Annotated in this window: 17 protein-coding genes and 1 pseudogene; 7 read left to right on the forward strand and 11 right to left on the reverse strand. The window is 69.0% G+C overall.

Going from position 1 to position 19,237, the window contains the following annotated elements:
• Positions 1-32: 32 nt before the first annotated feature.
• A complete protein-coding gene (locus tag ACN27F_RS13425) occupies positions 33-212 on the reverse strand; it encodes a hypothetical protein (protein WP_421433719.1) in 180 nt (59 codons plus the stop codon).
• A 161-nt stretch (positions 213-373) separates the two neighbouring features.
• On the opposite strand from ACN27F_RS13425, the gene ACN27F_RS13430 reads away from it, so the two are divergent.
• Both ACN27F_RS13430 and ACN27F_RS13435 read left to right on the forward strand, forming a co-directional pair.
• Positions 374-874 (forward strand): helix-turn-helix domain-containing protein, encoded by a 501-nt coding sequence (locus tag ACN27F_RS13430; protein WP_421433720.1) that lies wholly within the window; start codon positions 374-376, stop codon positions 872-874.
• Positions 875-1,681: 807 nt separating this feature from the next.
• The gene (locus tag ACN27F_RS13435) at positions 1,682-2,161 is read left to right on the forward strand and encodes a hypothetical protein (protein ID WP_421433721.1); all 480 of its coding nucleotides are present in this window, start codon (positions 1,682-1,684) and stop codon (positions 2,159-2,161) included.
• Between the two features lie 61 nt (positions 2,162-2,222).
• Here the strand turns inward: ACN27F_RS13435 and ACN27F_RS13440 are convergent, their stop codons facing one another.
• The 5 genes from ACN27F_RS13440 to ACN27F_RS13460 form a co-directional block, all read right to left on the reverse strand.
• On the reverse strand, positions 2,223-3,011 hold the full coding sequence (locus tag ACN27F_RS13440; RefSeq protein ID WP_421433723.1) for a hypothetical protein: 789 nt from the start codon (positions 3,009-3,011) through the stop codon (positions 2,223-2,225).
• A 411-nt stretch (positions 3,012-3,422) separates the two neighbouring features.
• On the reverse strand, positions 3,423-5,270 hold the full coding sequence (locus ACN27F_RS13445; RefSeq protein ID WP_421433724.1) for a glycoside hydrolase family 13 protein: 1,848 nt from the start codon (positions 5,268-5,270) through the stop codon (positions 3,423-3,425).
• 3 nt (positions 5,271-5,273) lie between these two features.
• Entirely contained in the window at positions 5,274-6,149 is an 876-nt protein-coding gene (locus ACN27F_RS13450; protein ID WP_421433725.1) for a sugar ABC transporter permease, read from the reverse strand.
• A complete protein-coding gene (locus tag ACN27F_RS13455) occupies positions 6,146-7,735 on the reverse strand; it encodes an ABC transporter permease subunit (protein WP_421433726.1) in 1,590 nt (529 codons plus the stop codon). Before ACN27F_RS13455 ends, ACN27F_RS13450 begins: the two co-directional genes overlap by 4 nt.
• Complete coding sequence (locus ACN27F_RS13460; RefSeq protein WP_421433727.1) at positions 7,735-8,991, reverse strand: sugar ABC transporter substrate-binding protein; 1,257 nt, start codon at positions 8,989-8,991, stop codon at positions 7,735-7,737. The genes ACN27F_RS13455 and ACN27F_RS13460 overlap by 1 nt, the downstream gene beginning before the upstream one ends.
• Before the next feature lie 154 nt (positions 8,992-9,145).
• Here ACN27F_RS13460 and ACN27F_RS13465 point away from each other — a divergent pair, with 154 nt between their 5' ends.
• Entirely contained in the window at positions 9,146-10,201 is a 1,056-nt protein-coding gene (locus ACN27F_RS13465; protein ID WP_421433728.1) for a LacI family DNA-binding transcriptional regulator, read from the forward strand.
• Positions 10,202-10,301: 100 nt separating this feature from the next.
• Positions 10,302-12,110: an alpha-amylase family glycosyl hydrolase gene (locus ACN27F_RS13470; protein WP_421440172.1), complete on the forward strand. Its 1,809-nt coding sequence runs from the start codon at positions 10,302-10,304 to the stop codon at positions 12,108-12,110.
• A gap of 148 nt (positions 12,111-12,258) precedes the next feature.
• Here the strand turns inward: ACN27F_RS13470 and ACN27F_RS13475 are convergent, their stop codons facing one another.
• The 5 genes and pseudogenes from ACN27F_RS13475 to ACN27F_RS13495 all read right to left on the reverse strand — a co-directional run bounded on the left by ACN27F_RS13475 (position 12,259) and on the right by ACN27F_RS13495 (position 16,229).
• Positions 12,259-12,678, reverse strand: coding sequence for a hypothetical protein (locus ACN27F_RS13475; RefSeq protein WP_421440174.1), 420 nt, complete (start codon positions 12,676-12,678; stop codon positions 12,259-12,261).
• 72 nt (positions 12,679-12,750) lie between these two features.
• Positions 12,751-13,614 (reverse strand): annotated as a pseudogene (locus ACN27F_RS13480) (YihY/virulence factor BrkB family protein); the annotation flags it as partial.
• A gap of 80 nt (positions 13,615-13,694) precedes the next feature.
• Positions 13,695-14,207 carry a 2'-5' RNA ligase family protein gene (locus ACN27F_RS13485; protein ID WP_421440176.1) on the reverse strand — a complete coding sequence of 171 codons (513 nt, stop codon included), beginning with the start codon at positions 14,205-14,207 and terminating at the stop codon, positions 13,695-13,697.
• 38 nt (positions 14,208-14,245) lie between these two features.
• Complete coding sequence (gene trpS, locus ACN27F_RS13490) at positions 14,246-15,271, reverse strand: tryptophan--tRNA ligase (protein WP_421433729.1); 1,026 nt, start codon at positions 15,269-15,271, stop codon at positions 14,246-14,248.
• Between the two features lie 19 nt (positions 15,272-15,290).
• On the reverse strand, positions 15,291-16,229 hold the full coding sequence (locus ACN27F_RS13495; RefSeq protein WP_421433730.1) for a hemolysin family protein: 939 nt from the start codon (positions 16,227-16,229) through the stop codon (positions 15,291-15,293).
• 123 nt (positions 16,230-16,352) lie between these two features.
• Between ACN27F_RS13495 and galE the strand changes: the two genes are divergently transcribed.
• Genes galE through ACN27F_RS13510 form a run of 3 tightly spaced genes read left to right on the forward strand, consistent with a single transcriptional unit; the run spans position 16,353 to position 19,213 of the window.
• A complete protein-coding gene (gene galE / locus ACN27F_RS13500; protein WP_421440177.1) occupies positions 16,353-17,396 on the forward strand; it encodes a UDP-glucose 4-epimerase GalE in 1,044 nt (347 codons plus the stop codon).
• Positions 17,397-17,416: 20 nt separating this feature from the next.
• Positions 17,417-18,616: a galactokinase gene (galK, locus tag ACN27F_RS13505; protein WP_421433731.1), complete on the forward strand. Its 1,200-nt coding sequence runs from the start codon at positions 17,417-17,419 to the stop codon at positions 18,614-18,616.
• A 24-nt stretch (positions 18,617-18,640) separates the two neighbouring features.
• Positions 18,641-19,213, forward strand: coding sequence for a hypothetical protein (locus ACN27F_RS13510; protein WP_421433732.1), 573 nt, complete (start codon positions 18,641-18,643; stop codon positions 19,211-19,213).
• Positions 19,214-19,237 lie beyond the last annotated feature (24 nt).

Consider the following 19,237-nt stretch of genomic DNA (forward strand, 5'->3'; position numbering starts at 1 on the left):
TCGTGTCGCTTCGCGTCGCCCATGACAGTGAATCACTGGTACCGTCCGCCTCCGGCGTAGTGAGCGATTGCGAGCAGGAGCAGGAAGGTCCCAGCAAACGAAGCGCCGCCGGTGAGGGCAGCCCGAGGCACCGACGGATCGTCAGCGTAGGCGAGCAGGCCGGCCACGCCGCCGACGATGGTCGACGTGAGCAGCATCAACAGCAGCCACATCCAGCGCGGGGCAGCAGGGCGGTGAGAGGTCTGGGGCGTCACCATGGCTGTCGAAGTTTCATGCATGGAACTACGGTAGCGCCTACGCAACATGTCGCACAAGTGAGCCTGTTGCGGTAGCGTGTTGCGCACACGCAACACCTCAGAACGGAACCCGCAACATGGCAGACGCTGACGAGACAGCCCGCGAGGGTACAGCCGTTGCACCCCCCAACAAACCTGGCGACCGCTTTGCGCAACTGATACGAAGTGCACGCAAAAAGGCTGGATTGACCCAAGACGACCTTGCCAACCACACGGGGATCAGCCGAAGTTCGATCATCCGGTGGGAGCATAGCCATTCTAACCGACCCGATCCCCAGGGCGTCCGCGTCGTCTGTTCTTTTCTAGGAATTGACCCACGGGAAGCAGCTATCGCGCTCGGCTACCTGAGCCGTAACGAGGCTTACAGCTCAGCACCCAAAATCCTCGACCCCCTTGCGGAAGAAGTGATCGAAATACTCGCAGATCCGAATATACCCGACACAGAAAAGGAACATTGGATCGACTACCTGAGGTTTCTTGCCAACAAGCATCGCCCAACTAAGGCTGCAGCAATGCGAGCAACCAACACGTACGGCGCCGCCGAGGCAGCCAAATCCGTTGAATCTGACCCACGGTAGTCTAGATTCAAACCGCATGAGTAGCGCCGAGAAATGTGGCAGCGCAAAAATGAGCAGGAATGACGTCATCGCTGGAACATTCACCTGCAGCGGAATGGACTTCACGCGCATCGACGAGACGTCAACCGGAGTCACATATCCAGTTCCTTGCTAGCCTAGAAGCAATGGTATTACTCTCAGCCCAACAGGGCCTTCCTTAACTACAGGTAGGGCTGGCTGGTATTGTTCGCCGCTATGTCAAGCGACAGGGCCATCCGAGCACGGCAGCGCCTCTTCATCATCGAAGGGGACCGCTCCAAGGAGTTGTTTGGCAGTGACCGCCGGCTTGCTGGAGGCGTCCATGGCAGATGCAAACTGTGTCGAAAGACCAAAAGGTTGCAGTTGAGCCACATTGCACCCAAATGGGCATATCGGTGGATGAAGGAGGAAGGTGCCGTTGTCGGTCGTTACGATTCACTTGGAGTAAGGACCCAGTCTCAGGACGGGGGCAAGCACTATTTGCTGTGTTCCGCCTGTGAACAATACCTAGGTGACGCCGAATCTTATCTCGCTGCTTTGACGCGTGGCACCGCCGAAGACCTGGCAGCTCACGGAATCTCCATGTTTCCGGGTCCTGTACTCTCGGGCGTCAAAGCGCACCTAGTGTACCGTTCTCTAATCGGCCTTTTGATCAAGACCCATTACAGCGATTCGCCTCCATATCACCGCATCGGTATACGTCGGCGGAATTTGGAAGTGCTGCGCCAAGCGGTTGTCCAGGATACGTATAGTGACTTCAGGGTACTGGCAACTCGGTGGATGTGTTGCATGACTCCGGGAATCAACCCGCGAGCCATGTTGTTTGAATCGATACACAGACTACAGGGCTTTGCCGTCTTTGCCGCGACGATTGGTGGCACAGAATGGATGCTATTCTTCGAACGCGCCTCAATCGCTGCACAACAGTTCGAATCCGTCCTCATGGGTTGCAACTATCTGCCGATATTGCTTGGCGATATTACCGAGCACCGAAATCTGGACGAGGTGCGGAATGCCATTGGTGCCACAGCGGACGACATCAGACCGTGGCGAGTCTCTTCACGCGACCAGCCCTGCCCGTGTGGATTGGACGTGAATCGGAATTTTGGTAACTGCTGTGCCGACACATGGTGCCATGCCGCCGAGGTGAGCAACGACTTCGGGAACATGGGAATATTGCATGTCCTGACAGCCGATCTCGCACGCTTATCTGCAGTGGCCAACGCCGACAGCCCACCCGCCGCCCGTTACTGGCGTGGAAGTGCGTAGAGATGGAGCGCTTGCCACGCCCATTGCTAGCCAAGCGTTAAGCGTGTTTGAAATTCAATTGTCAAGGTAGGTCAACCTGACCGATCCCTGGATCCTCGGGTGACCGCAACGCGCCTTTCTGGCGCCAGTGAGCGATCCTTGCCTCGGTTGTTGCAACACTGGCTCGCATCTCCCTGGCCCAAGACAATTGTTCGTCGAGAATTGCTGCAAATCTCTCGCCATCCGGGACCGATACTAAGGTAGTACCGTCAACAGTTCTGATTACTTGATCCACTTGTATGCCCCGGTATAAGGGCTGCTCAAGCTGCGATCGGAGCCGCCTGCGCCACTCCCGGACGGCCCTAGTCGGTATCAGCTGTCGCCAGCCGCTACTTGGTCTCTCCCTAAGGATTCTGTTGAGCCCACTGTCACGGCGTCGGCAATCCACCACCGACGCACGCACTTGCTCGTACGCCGCGGCCGAGCCGTCATTATTGGCGAAAATCGTCTGGTAAAATTTCCCCAGCACTGGCCGAATGACGTTCATATCGGCCGCATGGGACTCCAGCTGGTCGATGCCTTGGACGAGAAGGGCGTGGCACCTCCGAGTTCCTTCCTCCCTATCACGCTTCGTCATTGATTGAAGTCCGTCCACTTCATCCACGTAACTGCGGGCGATGAAGTTCCAAGCTACATCCCCAGCCGCCAAGATCAAGTCGTATGCCGATTCTCGGGCTTGAGCGTGCCGACCATCGAGAGCGACGCGCCCGTCAACGCGCTTTCCATAGATTGCAACGATACCGGCGATAATGGCGCAGGCCAGTGGGACAAGGGCGGAGACGGTGACGGTTACGATGACTGCAGTCGGCACAGCCCCCATTATCGAGATGGGCGGCGGCCTGTGCTAGGCATAGCCCGGCCATTGAACATGTTGCAGTGTCGGGTTTGCGACAGACTCTCGCGTCCATCCCTTGCTGGTCAGACTCTGGATGGCAGTCGGTGCTGCGGTCGATCCGCTGGACGAGTTGGTAGGCGTGCCAGGATCGGCGGTGGTCACAGTTCGGAAACCCAAAGCACAGTTGCCCGCGACACCGTTCGATGTTCGCGTTAGCATGCTGCGATTGCGTAGGCTGCTCATCCAGTTGACCGCCACGACGGACCGCGTGACGACAGCCAGCTACTCCTGCATCGTGGTGTGCCGAGCTGTACGCCAGCCACATCTAAATGCGAGCCAGCGTGACTAGCCTACAGCTCGTGGTCCTACCGGGGCAGGATCAAGGCGTCAGGGGAGGCGCCACACCTGAAAAGTCGGGCCGGTGGCGGGCAGGGTCAGGGTGCCGTCGGCGGACGGGCGTAGCGGTGGTGCGCCGCCGTACAGGTTGGCCAGTGCCGGAGCAGCAGCGGACGGCGGGGCCACCAGACCCATCAGGCGCACCGGAGCACCCGACGCACGCCGCGCCAACGCCAACACCGACCCGGACGGCGACTCCCGCAGATAGACCAGGGCATCGTCATCGGCGTACACCCAACGAAGCCCACCGTGCCGCAGCTCCGGCACCTCCCGACGCAACGCCACCAACGCCCGATACACCCCGAACGTCGCCTCGTCCCACGAGTCTGGCCGCTCCCACGGCATCGGCGTCCGCGAGCCCTCCCCGTTGTCGCCCCGCAACCCCAGCTCGTCCCCGGCGAACACCATCGGCGTCCCCGGCAACGTGAACTGCAACCCGGCCGCCACCTCCTGCCGGGCCGCGTCCCCGACCACCGTCCGAATCCGGGCCGAGTCGTGCGAGCCGAGCAGCTGCCACGAATGCACCAACGACCGCCACGACACCAACGCCCCGAAGGCTCGCATCGTCGCCAACGCCGCAGACCCCGACCGGGCCGGAACCCCACCCGGTACGCCGAGGAAGTCCGGCAACTCCAGCGTCGGTGACCGCAGCCAGCTCCACACCGGCCGGGTGAACCCGGCATAGTTCATCGTGCCGTGCCAACCGTCGGCGTCCAGGTCACGGGTGAAGTCGTGCCCGTGCTCGGCGACGATCAGCCCGTCCGGCCGGGTGTCGGCGACCGCCCGCCGCAGCAAGGCTGCCACCTCCAGCGTAAGCGCGTCGGCACCGCGCCGGCCGGTCATGTTGGCCACGTCGATCCGCCAACCGTCCAACCCGTACGGCGGCAGCAGCCACCGACGCGCCACCGACGCTGGCCCGTCGACGAAGCGTCGCCGCAGCTCAGCGCTGCCCCAGTTGAGTTTCGGCAGCGACTTCACACCCAGCCACGACTCATAATCGCCGTCGTCGCCGAAGTAGTACAGCTCCCGCTCCGCCGACGACACGTCCGACACGGCGGCGGTGAACCACGGGTGGGCGTCACCGTTGTGGTTGCTGGTGATGTCGCCGAGCAGCCGCCACCCGCGATCGTGCACCGCCGCCGACAGCCGCGCCAACGCCTCGTCCCCGCCGAGCAGCGGGTCGACGTGGTCGAACGCGGCGGCGTCGTACCGGTGATTGGACCGGGCCGGGAAGATCGGCGTCAGGTAGACGGTGTTGACGCCGAGCCGCTCCAGGTGGTCGAGCCGCTCCCGGATGCCGTCCAGGTCGCCGCCGTAGAACTGGGCCGGCGTCTCCGGCCCGCGCCCGACGACCGGGGTGTCCCAGTCGCACCGGATCGCCCACTCCGGCAACTCCCGCCCGTCAGCGGCAGCCGACCGGGCGAACCGGTCCGGGAAGATCTGGTAGATCACCGCGTCGGCGGCCCAGGCCGGCGGCGCATCGTGGGTGACGAGCCGGAAGTCGGTGGCGTCCGGCACGTCGTGGTCGACCTCGCCGACCCCGGTCAACCAGCGCCGCCCACCGCCGGCCAGCAGGAAACGGTACGGCGTGACCGGGTTACGGGCCTCCACCTCGCCCCGCCACCACACGTCCCCGTTCGGATCCTGCCGGTCGACCACCGCCTCCGTGAAGCGCGGCTCACCGTCGGCTGTGGAGCGTACCCACAGCTTGTCGACCGGCCGCGCGCCCGCCGGCACCCGGACGAAGACCGACACCCGATCACCCAGGTTTACCCCGGCGGCGGCACCCGGCGCATACAACGACGATCCGTCGTGGTGCGCCTCGAACAGCTGGCCCACAAGCTAACCCTTCACAGACCCGGAGGTGAGACCGGCGACGATGTAGCGGCTGAGCAGCTGAAACACCAGCACCGTCGGGATCGCCGTCAGCAGCGTGCCGGCGGCGAAGATCCCGAAGTTGTTGTTCCGCTCCCCCGCCACCAAGCCGTACATGCCGACCGCAAGAGTCTTCGCCTCCGGGTTGGTGAGGAAGACGTTGGCGATCAGGAACTCGTTGATGGTGTTGATGAACGCCAGCAGCCCGGTGACCGCCAGGATCGGCGCCACCAGCGGCAGCATGATCCGGAAGAACACCTGGGCGTGCGACGCCCCGTCCATGGTGGCCGACTCGTCCAACTCCCTCGGCAGGGTGTCGAAGAAGCCTTTCATCAGCCACGTGTTCACCCCGAGCGCGCCACCGAGGTAGAGCAGCATCAGCCCCCACGGGGTGTTGAAGCCGATCGTCGGCCACAGGTCGGTCATCGTCGAGAAGATCAGGAAGATCGCCACGATCGCCAGGAACTGCGGGAACATCTGGATCAACAGCAGCGACAGCAGCCCGACCCGCCGGCCACGGAACCGCATCCGGGAGAAGGCGTACGCCGCCAGCGACGACAGGAACACCGACGCGAACGACGCCAGCCCGGCGATCAGCAGCGAGTTGCCGAACCAGCGGCCGAACGACGTGTCGGCGAACAGCCGCCGGAAGTTGTTGCCCGACGCCCCGGTCGGGAACAGGTCGGTCGACGACAGGGTGCCCAGCGGGTTCACCGCCGCCGACAGCACGAACACGATCGGGAACAGCGAGAACGCGACGGCCAGCAGCGCCACCAGGTGCCGCCAGCCGACCCGGCCCAGCCAGCGGGTCAGCCCACGACGGGTCAGCGAGCGCCGGTTCACGCGTACACCTCTTCCTGAGCCCGGGTGCGCCGGAAGCTGACCGCGGAGATCACCGCGACGAGCGTGAAAATGAAGATCGAGATGGCGGCGGCGAAGCCGTACTGCGCGCCGGCCGCGCCGAACGCCAACCGGTACGTGTAGGTGATCAGCAGGTCCGTCGCGCCGACGCTCGGGTTGTCCGCCGGGAACGGCCCACCCTCGGTCGTCAGATAGATCGCGTTGAAGTTGTTGAAGTTGAACGCGAACGAGGCGATCAGCAGCGGCGTCAACGCCACCAGCAGCAGCGGCAACGTCACCCGGCGAAACGCCTGCCACGGATTCGCGCCGTCGATCGAGCTGGCCTCGGTCAACTCCTTCGGGATCGCCTGCAACGCGCCGGTGGCGACCAGGAACATGTACGGGTACCCGAGCCACAGCTGTACGCCGATCACCGCCAGCCGGGCCGACCAGTCCTGCCCGAACCAGTCCACAGTCAACCCGAAGAACTGGTTGATCAGCCCGAAGTCGGTGTTGAACATGTCCCGCCAGACCAGCAGCATCGCGAACGACGGCATCGCGTACGGCAGGATCAGCAGCACCCGGTAGAGGTTGCGCCCGCGCACCCGGTCGGAGTGCAGCGCCAGCGCGCAGAGAAGCCCGAGGACGAACGTGCCGCCGGTGGAGCCGATCGCGAAGGCAAAGTTCCAGACCAGGGTGCCGAGGAACGGCCCGGAGATGCTGCGGTCGGTCAACACGCGGGTGAAGTTGTCCAGGCCGACGCCGACCCGCCAGCCCTGCAGCAGCCGGTCGCCGTCGGCGGAAACGAACGAGCCGGCGTCGTCGTCGGCCGTCCACACCGTGCCCGTCACGGTGTCGGTGACACAATCACAACCTTCGTCGTACGCCCGGACGGCGACCCCTTCGTACGCCCTCGACAGCCCGATGGAGCGGATCGCCCCGTCGTCGGTCGGCACCGCCAGGTCGGTGATCTCCTGGCTGCGGGCGCTGGCCTGACCGGCGTTGAGCAGCGTGAACCCGTCGGCCGACGTCACCTTGCCGGCGTCGGTGACGGTGACGTCGCCGGCCGGCAGTTCACGCAGCCCGGACTCGTCACCGGCGTAGACGACCCCGTCGGCCGGGTCGACGACCAGCAGCACCAGGTCACCGGTGGCCGGGTCGCCGACCGTGGCGACGGTCATCGCGTACTCGATGGATCCTGGGACCTGGACCACCGACGTGGCCTGGATGGCCGCGATCGCCTCGGTCTTGCTGCCCCGGTGTCCGTCGCCGAAGTTGGTGAACGCGGTGGAGGCGGTGTAGAGCACCGGGAAGATCTGGAAGGCGATCAGGAACAGGGTGCCGGGGATCAGGTACTTCGCCGGCACGTGTCGCCGGCCCAGGTAGAGGTAGCCGATGCCGGCGGTCGTGACGACCAGGATGCCGAGCCCGACCCACGCCTCGGCGTCGATCAGCGGGAACGCCGCCCAGATCGCGATTGCCGCGACCAGGCCGAGCAGCAGCGCCTTGGCCAGCAGACCGCCGGCCGTGACCGGGTGCGGGGCCCGCTGCTCGGCGGGCCCCGCTCCGGTCGATCCGGTGTCGCGCATTACGTGATCTGTTCGGCGATCGTCTGACCGGCGGCGGTCATCGTGCTCGCCACGTCGGCGCCGCCGATGATCGCGGCTTCGGCCTTGCCGAACGGGTCCCAGATGGCGGCCATCTCGGGGATCGCCGGCAGCACCGCGCCGCCCTGCCCGGCCTGCTGGAACTTCGCCAGATCCGGGTCGGCCCCGGAGACCTGCTCCAGGGCGGCGGTCAGCGCCGGCGGGCGCGGCTCGGCCTCGTACAGGGCGACGGCCAGCTCGGTCTGGGTGGTGTAGTTGGCGACGAACTCCTGCGCCAGCGCCTTGTTGGTGCCCTTCGCGGCGACGTAGAAGGTCTGCACGCCGACGAACGGCTGCGCTTCGGCGCCACCGGCGAAACCGGGGACCGGGCTGATGTCGTACGCGATGTCCGCGCCCTTGGCGTCGGTGATCGCCCACGGCCCGGAGACCAGGAACGCGCACTTGCCGCTGGTGAAGGTGGCGATCGAGTTCTCCGGGGTGATGGAGCGCTTCAGCGCACCTTTGCCCTTCTCGCCCAGCGTGGCGATCTTCTCGAACGCGGCGATCGACTCGGGGGTGCCGACGCCGAGCTGCGTCGGGTCGTAGTCGCCTTCGGCGGTGGTGCCGAACAGGCTGCCGCCGGCCGAGGTGTAGAGCGGGTACAGGTGGTAGGCGTCGCCGTTCTGCCCGACCTGCAGGCAGAGGATCTCCGACACCTTGCCGTCGGCTTTGAGCTGCTCGCCGGTGGCGACCAGTTCTTCGATGGTGGCGGGGGCGTCGGGGGCGAGCGCGGTGTTGCGGATCAGGGCGATGTTCTCCATGGCGTACGGGACGCCGTAGACCTGGCCGTTGAAGGTGACGGCTTGGATGGCGACGTCGGCGAAGCTGGCGGTCTGGTCGGCGGTGAGCTGGACGGGCTCGATGGCGCCGTTCTGCACCAGGTTGCCGATCCAGTCGTGCGCGCCGACCATCACGTCCGGGCCGCTGCCCTGCTGCGACGCGGTGACGAAGGTGGTCTGCTGGTCCTTGGAGATCGCCTGCACTTCGACGGTGACGCCGTTGTCGGCGCCGAACTTCTCGGCGAACGGGGCGAGGGCGGCGCTGCGCTTGTCGTCGGCCCAGATGACCAGGGTGCCGCCAGCGGCGGTGTCGGCGTTGTCGGTGGTGGCGGGTTCGCCGTCGCTGCCGCCGCAGCCGGCCGCGGCCAGCGCGAGCGCGGCGGCCAGCCCGGCGGCCACCGACGTGGTACGGACGCGCATCGGGACTCCTGTCCTGGAAGCTATTGCAGTACGGTGCCGGGTTCGCGGCACAGGTTTCGTCGCGTGTTGCCGGGACGTTAGCAAGACGTTGCAAGTAATGGAAGGGCTTGCAGGTCCGGTCGCAAGAACTTGCCGGTGCGCTACCGTGAACGCCATGCGCGCACGACTGTCCGACATCGCTCGCCAGGCCGAGGTGAGTGAGGCCACCGTGTCCCGGGTGCTCAACGACCGCCCCGGGGTGGCTCCGGAGACCCGCCAGGCGGTGCTGACCGCGCTGGACGTGCTCGGCTACGAGCGCCCGGCCCGGTTGCGCAAGCGCAGCGCCGGCCTGGTCGGCCTGGTCGTGCCGGAGCTGGACAACCCGATCTTCCCGGCGTTCGCGCAGACCATCGAGTCGGCCCTCGCCCAGTCCGGCTACACCCCGGTGCTGTGCACCCAGACCCCGGGCGGGGTCACCGAGGACGAGTACGTCGAGATGCTGCTCGACCGGCAGGTCTCCGGCGTGGTCTTCGTCTCCGGCCTGCACGCCGACACCACCGCCGACCACGAGCGCTACCGCACGCTGATCGCCCGGCCGCTGCCGATCGTGCTGATCAACGGGTACGCCGAAGGCATCGCGGCGCCGTTTGTCTCCTGCGACGACCGGGAGGCCGGCGAGCTGGCGGTGGCCCATCTGGTCGCGCTCGGCCACCGCCGGATCGGCCTGATCACCGGACCGGACCGGTTCCTGCCGGTGCAGCGCAAGGTGGCCGGCTTCCGCGCCGCCATGCAGCGGCTGGTCGGCAGCACCGACGCCGAGCTCGACGAGTTGGTGGCGTTGTCACTGTTCGGTGTGGAGGGTGGCAAGGCCGCCGCGAACCGGCTGCTGGACCAGGGCGTCACCGGCATCACCTGCGGTTCGGACCTGATGGCGCTCGGCGCGATCCGGGCCGCCCGCCAGCGTGGTCTGTCGGTGCCGGGCGATGTGTCGGTGGTCGGCTACGACGACTCGCCGCTGATCGCGTTCACCGATCCGCCGCTGACCACGCTGCGCCAGCCGGTGATCGCGATGTCGGTGGCCGCGGTCCGGGCCCTGGTCGACGAGATCAACGGGCACGCCGCCCCGCACTCGGAGTACGTGTTCCGCCCCGAGCTGGTGGTGCGCGGCTCCACCGGCATCGCCCCGCAGGTCACCCACCTCGCCGCCGCGGCAGCCGCCACCACCGGCTGAATCGGCTTGCGCAAGGATTGCTTGACTCTTGCAACAGCGGCCGGGCATCCTCGATGGCAGGCCCAGCACCACACCGACCGGAAACGGGGAGTCCGTGACGATCAACCCTGCCCAGGCCCACCCCGGCACCGCCCGCGACGACTGGTGGCGCGGCGCCGTCGTCTACCAGGTGTACGTGCGCAGTTTCGCCGACTCCGACGGCGACGGCATCGGCGACCTGCAGGGCATCCGCAGCCGGCTGCCGTACCTGCGCGACCTCGGCGTCGACGCGCTCTGGCTGACCCCGTTCTACCGCTCCCCGATGGTCGACGGCGGCTACGACGTCGCCGACTACCGCGACGTCGACCCGATGTTCGGCACCCTCACCGACTTCGACGAGATGATCACCGACGCGCACGCGCTCGGCCTGCGGATCATCGTCGACATCGTGCCGAACCACACGTCCGACGTACATCCATGGTTCGTCGCGGCGCTCGCCGCCGCGCCCGGGTCGCCGGAGCGCGACCGGTACCTGTTCCGCGACGGCCGCGGCGTCGACGGCGAAGAGCCGCCGAACGACTGGGAGTCGATCTTCGGCGGCCCGGCCTGGACCCGGCTGCCCGACGGCCAGTGGTACCTGCACCTGTTCGACCCGGCCCAGCCGGACCTCAACTGGCGCCACCCCGAGGTACGCGCCGAGTTCGAGCAGATCCTGCGGTTCTGGCTGGACCGGGGCGTCGACGGGTTCCGCATCGACGTCGCCCACGGGATGATCAAGGCCGACGGGCTGCCGGACATCGGCTGGACCTCGGCCACCACCGGACGCCGGCAGATCGAACTGCTCGGCAAGGGCCGGCTGCCGTACTTCGACCAGGACGAGGTGCACGACATCTACCGCGCCTGGCGGCCGATCCTGGACAGCTACCCGGGCGGGCGGATGACGATCGCCGAAGCGTGGGCGGAGACGCCGCAGCGGCTGGCCAGCTACATCGGCCCGGACGAGCTGCACCAGGCGTTCAACTTCGACTTCCTCGACGCCACCTGGTCGGCCGACTCGTTCCACAAGGTGATCGACACCGCGCTCGCCGAGGCGGCGATCGTCGGCGCGCCGACCACCTGGGTGCTGTCCAACCACGACAAGCAGCGGCACGTCACGCGCTACGGCGACGGGCCGGTCGGGCTGCGCCGGGCCCGCGCGGCGGCCCTGCTGATGCTCGCCCTGCCCGGCAGCGCCTACCTCTACCAGGGCGAGGAACTCGGCCTGCCGGAGGTCCTCGATCTGCCGGACCACCTGCGGCAGGACCCGGCGTTCGGCCGTACGGGGGAAAGCCGCGACGGCTGCCGGGTGCCGCTGCCCTGGCAGGGGACTCAGCCGCCGTACGGATTCGGGCCGGACGGCTGCGAGGCGTCCTGGCTGCCCGCGCCGGCGGACTGGGCCGGGCTGTCGGTGCAGGCGCAGACCGGCGTGGCGGACTCGACGCTGGAGCTGTACCGCCGGGCGCTGGCGATCCGGGCGGAGCATCCCGCCCTGCGGGCCACCCCGGTCGCCGGAGCCGGCGCGCAGCCGGGCAGGCAGCGGCCAGACAGACAACAGCCAGACAGACAACAGCCAGACCGGCAGCAGCCGGAGGGCACCGGGGTGACCTGGTTGGCGAGCGAACCGGGGCTGCTGGCGTTCCGGCGCACCACGCCGGCCGCGCCGGCCGAGCCGGTCGGGACTGGCAAGCCGGACAAGCTAGCCGGGCCGGCCGGGACCAGCGGGAACAGCGCCGCCGACCTGGTGTGCGTGGTCAACCTCAGCGGCGCGCCGGTGGCGGTCGGCCGGTACGGCGTACCGCTGATCACCAGTGAGCCGCTGGCGGAGCAGCCGGACGCGACGGTCCTGCCGGTCGACGCCGCCGGCTGGTTTACGTCCTCGCGAGCTGGGTAAACACGGGACAGATCCTGGTCGTTCGTCGAGCTGGCATCGCCGCCGGGCGGCTGGGCGCGGAACCCCTTGTGGTGGGGGGCGAAGGTGGTGTGGTGCCCCGGGAACCAACGGCTCCCGGGGCACCACCGCTGTTCACGGCTGCCGCTGTTCACGGCGGGGAGGTCAGGATGGTGGCGATCCGGGCCATGCCGGCGCGGACCTCGTCCGGCGACGGCGGCGGTGACGGCTCCACGTGCCGCTGCTCCGGCTCGTCGTCGGCGCCGCCGACCAGATCCTCGAAGTCGCCGTACTCGGCGACGTCTTCCTGGCTGGCCGCCTGGGTGGCCGCGATCTCGGCCCGGATCTGGTCCACGGTGACCAGGGTGAGCAGCGGTTCCACCACGGCCATCAGTTCCTCGTCGGCCACCACCGTCTCGGCCAGCGCCAGCGCGTGCGCCCGCTCGTACGGACCGCACACGACCGGCTCCCATTCACCGTCCTGCTCGCCCAGCGGGCCGAAGGTGATGATCCACGGCATCGTGTGCGCCGGCGAATCGTCCGGCAGCTCAAGCGTGACTAGTGCCCCCACCCGACCGATCATCGCGGTCGGAAGCTGCCGCACCACGACTTTGGAGTTATTTCCTCCTTCCGCCGCCTGATCGGGCCGGCGGGTCGGGTCGACCACCCGACCGTGCCGGCTGGTGGCGGCCAGCGCGGCCCCGAACAGCAACAACTGGTTGAGCAGGTAGAGGTAGATCAGCAAACCGACCGCGCCGGCCACCACGGTGTACGCCGGATTGCGCTCGAACCGGCCGACGTAGAACCGCCCCACCGTGTTCAGCACGGTGATGCCGACCGCGACCCCGATGATCGGGACGGCCAGGCAGCGGGCGGGCATCCGCACCCGGGGCAGCACGATCAGCAGCGCTGCGGCCAGCACCATGTTGATCACGACGGCGAGCGCGACGCTGGACACCGCCGCGGCCACCGAATTCTCGCCCAGCAGCCAGCCGAGCAGCGAGCGCAGCGCGTCCACCGCGCCGACCGAGACGCCCAGCAGCAGGAACACCCCGACCAGCGCGACGAGGTCGATGACCTGGCGGACGCCGGGATAGCCGGGCTGCTGGTCGAGCCCGTGGATGAGCCGTTGCGAGGACCGGATCGCCTCGACCCAGCCGATGCCGGTCAGGGCGAGCAGCACCAGACCGATCACTCCGACCCGGCCGTTGTTCTGCTGGATCTGGGCGAGGTCGAGGAACGGCAGGTTCTGCAGCAGGAAGTCGGACACCGCCACGGCGACCTCGGCGTTGCCCTCGACGACCGCCCCGAAGATCCAGTACGCGACGAGACCGAGCGCGAAGAAGGCGAAGAACCCGTAGTAGGCGATCGAGGCGGCCAGCCGCCCGCCGAGCACGTCGTTGTAGCGTTCACCCGCCCGCCACAGGTGGTCGAACCTCGGGTACCGCCGCCTGGTCCGGTTGATCACACTGAGCACGGCGGCGACGATCCGGCCGATGACGTTCACGCCGTCATCTTGCTGCACGCGGCACCCGTTCGAAGCGCCCAGGTGCGGTCAGCCGCGCAGCGACGCGGCCCCAGGTGCGGTCAGCCGCGCAGCGGGAAGTCGCGGTGCGGGCGCCAGCGGCCCTCTCCGGTGTGCGAGAACAGGGTGAATGCGTCGACGTCGAACTGGGCCTCGAAGCCGGCCAGGTCGTCGAAGACCTTGTCCAGCGCGTCGGTGGGCACGTCCTGGGCGACGGTGACGTGCGGGTGGTACGCGAACCGGGTTTCCCGGGTCAGCTCGCTGGCGGCGCCGATCGCCGTGGCGAGCAGTTCGCATTCGCTGATCCCGGCCGCGACCGCGACGAAGACCACGTCGGTGATCGGCCGGAAGGTGCCGGTGCCGCGCAGGTGCAGCGGGTACGGCGGATACGCCGCCGCAACCGCGTCCAGGTGCTCCTCCACCTGCGGCAGGTGGCACTCGACGATGTCGGTCGGGCCGAGCAGGGTGATGTGGGCCGGCACGTACTCGGCGGCGGGATCGCCCGCCTCGGCCCGACGCCGGGTCAGCACCTCGCCCCACGGTGGCGGGACGTCGATGGCGACGCCGATGCGCATCCGCCCGGGGGCCGGCTCGGTCCCGATCACCGCCACGTTCAGCGGCCCGTCGCCGGGGGCAGGAAACCGATCCGGTCGTACGTCGCGGTCAGGGTCTGCGCGGCGATCGCCCGCGCCTTCTCGGCGCCGATCGCCAGCATCTTGTCGAGCTGGGCCGGATCGTCGAGGTAGCCGCGGGTGCGGTCCTGGATCGGCCGGACGAACTGCACCACCACCTCCGCCAGGTCCTTTTTCAGGTCACCGTAGCCGCTGCCCTGGTACGCGGCGACGAGGTCGTCGATCGTACGGCCGGACAGCGCGGCGTAGACGGTGAGCAGGTTGCTGATGCCGGGCTTGTTCTCCGGATCGTAGATGATCTCCCGGCCGGTGTCGGTGACCGCCGAGCGGATCTTCTTGGCCGATCGGGCCGGCTCGTCCAGCAGGTCGATGACGCCGGCCGGGGCGGACGACGACTTGGACATCTTGGCCGTCGGATCCTGCAGGTCGAGGATCTTGGCGGTCTCCCGCACGATGTACGGCGCGGGCACGGTGAAGGTGACCCCGTACCGGGAGTTGAACCGCTGTGCCAGGTCCCGGGTGAGCTCCAGGTGCTGCCGCTGGTCCTCACCGACGGGGACCGCGTCGGCCTGGTAGAGCAGGATGTCGGCGGCCTGCAGGATCGGGTAGGTGAACAGGCCCACGCTGGAGCGGTCCGCGCCCTGCTTGGTGGACTTGTCCTTGAACTGGGTCATCCGGCTGGCCTCGCCGAACCCGGTGATGCAGCTGAGCACCCAGGCCAGCTGGGCGTGCTGCGGCACCTGCGACTGGACGAACAGCGTGCACCGGTCCGGGTCCAGGCCGGCCGCGAGCAACTGGGCCGCCGCCACCCGGGTCCGCTGGCGCAGCACCACCGGATCGTGCCCGGCGGTGATCGCGTGCAGGTCGACCACGCAGTAGAGGGCGTCGTGCGTGTCCTGCATCGTCACCCAGTTGCGCACCGCACCCAGGTAGTTGCCCAGGTGGAACGAGTCGGCGGTGGGCTGGATACCGGAGAGCACCCGGGGGCGGGCGGCAGGCTCGGACATGCCAACGATTCTGACAGCCTCAGCGTCCAGCGGTCCCCCCGGGCAACGGCACCAGCGCGAGGCGGGCGACGCGCCGCCCGTCGAGGCGACGTACCCGCAGCTGCCACGGTTGCGCCGGGATCGGCACGGCGTCGTCCACCCGCGGCAGCCGGCCCAGGACGGCCATCACGTATCCGGCGACCGTCTCGTACGGTCCGGCCGGCAGCGCGAGGCCGGTCCGTTCGGCGAAGTCGGCCAGGTTGAGCCGGCCGTCGAACTGCGCGGGCAGGCCGACCGCCGGCGGGTCGGGTGCGCTGTCGTACTCGTCGTGGATCTCCCCGACGACCTCTTCGATCAGGTCTTCGAGGGTGACGATGCCGGCGGTGCCGCCGTACTCGTCCACCACCACCGACAGGTGCTGGCGTTCCCGGCGCATCTCGGTGAGCGCGGCGAGCACCCGCTTGCTGCCCGGCAGCCGCTTCACCTCACGGGTCAGCTCGCCGATGGTCCGGCAGGTGTCGCCCGGCGGGCGCAGCAGCACGTCGCGCAGGTGTACGAAGCCGATCACGTCGTCGTGCGTACCGTCGACGACCGGGTAGCGGGTGTGGGTCTGTTCGCGTACCAGCCCGGCGGCCGTGTCGAGGGCGAGCCCGGCGGGCAGGAACACCACCTCGGTACGCGGCATCATCACCTCCCGGACCAGGCTGGTCCCGGCGACGAGGACCTCGTCGATGAGCCGCCGTTCGACCGGATCCAGCAGGGTGTTGGCGGCGATCAGGGCCCGCAGCTCGGCTCCGCTGATCCGCTCCCGGCCGGCCGTCGGGCCGGCCCGCAACAGGCGGGTGACCAGCCGGATGGTGGTGTCGGCGGCGCGGACCATGAGCCGGGCGGCGGCACGGGCCAGCGGCCCCGGGTGGTCCGGCAGGGCATCCCGCGCGGCGGGGCGTCGGCGGGTTTCGGCAGCGCCGGCAGGCCCCATGAAGCGATGGTAGACACTCCGGCCGGGATAACCGGGTCGCCACGCGTGCGGCGGATACCGTCGTGCGGTCCGGTACCTTGTTGAGCGATCATGTTCGACTCTGTTGAATCATGGCTGAATATGATGGAATACCTGTCGGCCAGCTGGCCTCCGCGAAGGGACGCCAACGTGAAACTCCTGGTAACCGGCGGCGCCGGATTCATCGGCAGTGTCGTGACCCGGTTGCTCGTCGACGCCGGACACGAGGTCGTCGTCCTGGACGACCTGCGGACCGGGCACCGGGTGGCGATCGCCCCGGAGGCGACGTTCGTCGAGGCCAGCGTGCACGACGCCGGTGCGGTGCTGACCCCGGACGCCGGCTTCGACGCGGTACTGCACTTCGCCGCGTTGATCGCCGCCGGCGAATCGGTCGCCCACCCCGAGTGGTACTGGCACAACAACGTCGTCGGATCGCTCGCGCTGATCGACGCCGCGCGCGTCGCCGGGGTACGACGGTTCGTCTTCTCCTCCACCGCAGCGGTCTACGGCAACCCGGCCGAGATGCCGATCACCGAGACCGCGCCGAAGGCACCCACCAACCCGTACGGTGCCACCAAACTCGCCGTCGACCTGGCGCTGACCGGCGAGGCCGGCGCCCACGGGCTGGCGGCCGTGTCACTGCGCTACTTCAACGTGGCCGGGGCGTACCTGCGGCCGGACGGTACCGCGCTGGGTGAGCGGCACGACCCGGAAACCCACCTGATCCCGATCGCACTGGAGGTGGCCACCGGTCGGCGGGAGAAGCTGCAGCTGTTCGGCGACGACTACCCGACTCCGGACGGTACCTGCGTGCGGGACTACATCCACGTCGAGGACCTGGCCCGGGCACATCTGCTCGCCCTCGGCACGGCCACCGCCGGTCAGCACGCGATCTACAACCTGGGCAACGGCAACGGCTTTTCCAACCGGGAGGTGGTGGACGTGGTCCGTGCGGTGACCGGGCATCCGGTACCGGTGGAGATGTCACCCCGACGGTCCGGCGACCCGGCGGCCCTGGTCGCCTCGGCCGACCGGGCGCACGAGGATCTCGGCTGGCGGCCGACGAAACCGGCGCTCGCCCAGATGGTCGGCGATGCCTGGGCGTTCCGGCAGCAGCAACGACCGACGACCAACGTCGGTGCGGCGTGAGCGGGCCGGTCGGACGCCAGGTGAGCGGGCCGGTCGCGCGCGGTGGAAGTGAGCCGGTCGGACGCCGCGCGGACGCCGGCTACCGCCAGCGGTACGGCGGCCCGCCGACCGGGTGCTGGGCGGCGCCGGGACGGGTGAACCTGATCGGCGAGCACACCGACTACAACGACGGCTTCGTGCTGCCGTTCGCCCTGCCGCACCGCACGGTGGTCGCCGCCGGGCCCGCCCCGGCCGGCGGGCCGACGTGGACGGTCTGGTCGGAACAGTCCGGCGAGGAGATCGTCATCGACGAGTCCGACGCCGACTCGCCGGGCGCCGTCGACGGCTGGGGCGCGTACGTCGCCGGGGTGATCTGGGCACTGCGGCAGGCCAATTTCGCCGTGCCGGCGGCCCGGCTGGCGATCGCGTCCGACGTACCGCTCGGTGCCGGGCTGTCCTCGTCGGCCGCGCTGGAGGCGGCGGTGCTGACCGCGCTGGCCGACCTGGGCGGCATCGGCCCGGACCGGCTGCCGGTGCCCGACCGGCCGGTGCTCGCCCAGCGGGCGGAGAACGGCTACGTCGGCGTGCCCTGCGGGATCATGGACCAGTCGGCGTCGATCCGCTGTCAGGCCGGCCACGCGCTCTTTCTGGACTGCCGGTCGCTGGAGGTCGAACAGGTGCCCTTCGACCTGGCCACCGCCGGGCTGGCCGTCGAAGTGATCGACACCCGGGCCCCGCACCGGCACGTCTCCGGCGAGTACGCCGCCCGGCGGGCCGCCTGCGAGCAGGCGGCGGCCATGCTCGGCGTACCGGCGCTGCGGGACGTGCCGGCGGACGGACTGCCGGCTGCCCTGGACCGGCTGCCGGACGAGACGATGCGCCGACGGGTCCGCCACGTGGTGACCGAGAACCAGCGGGTACGCGACACGGTCGCGCTGCTGCGGGCCGGCCGGGTAGGCGGGATCGGCCCGCTGCTGACCGCGTCACACGCCTCGATGCGCGACGACTTCGAGATCACTGTTGCCGAGGTGGACACCGCGGTCGCCGCGGCACTGACCGCCGGGGCGTACGGCGCCCGGATGACCGGTGGCGGCTTCGGCGGCTGCGTACTCGCCCTGGTCGACGCGGGTGCCGCCGGCCAGGTGGCAGCCGCTGTCGGCGAGGCGTTCGCGGACAACGGATTCGCCGCACCGGCCTGCTTCACGGCCCTGCCCGCCACCGGGGCCGAGCGGATCGACTAACCTCGCCGCCGACACAGTAGACCGGTGCGGTGGAGGTTGCCCGTGGTGCAGGAGATGACCGACCGGGCGTCGACGGACAGTGCGCTGTTCGTGGTGCGGGTCGACAGCAACAAGTTCCTGGCCTGGGCCGGCGGGTCGGCGGCGGGCTGCTGGCTGCTGCTCACCGGGGCGCTGTCCGGGGTGGCGTTCCTGCTCGCCCGGGAGCTGGCCGCCGGCGGGCTGCTGGCCACCGTGCTGGTCGGGCTGCCGCCGGTGTTGCTCGGCGGGATGCTCGCGGCGGCGGTGGCGGTGTGGCACGGCCGGTTCACCGGGCGCGGCCCGGTGCTGGCGGCGGACCGCACCGGGGTGTGGGTCGTCAACGGCAGCTTCCGGGCCAACCCGGTCTGGCTGCCCTGGGACGCCGTCTCGTCGGTGCAGGTACGGCACACCCTGCTGGAGGATCTGATCTTCATCGACGCGCGGACCCCGCATCCGGCGGTGCCGCCGGGCGCCCGGCTGATGGTGCCGACGCTGCTGGCCGACCGCCGCAGCGGGGACATCGTGGCAGCGCTCGGCGCGCTCGCCGCCGGCCGGGCACCGGTCTACGGCCCCTGGTGACATCGCGCTGCCGGCCCGGCCTGC

The organism is Solwaraspora sp. WMMB335, from assembly GCF_049179075.1.
GTDB lineage: Bacteria > Actinomycetota > Actinomycetes > Mycobacteriales > Micromonosporaceae > Micromonospora_E.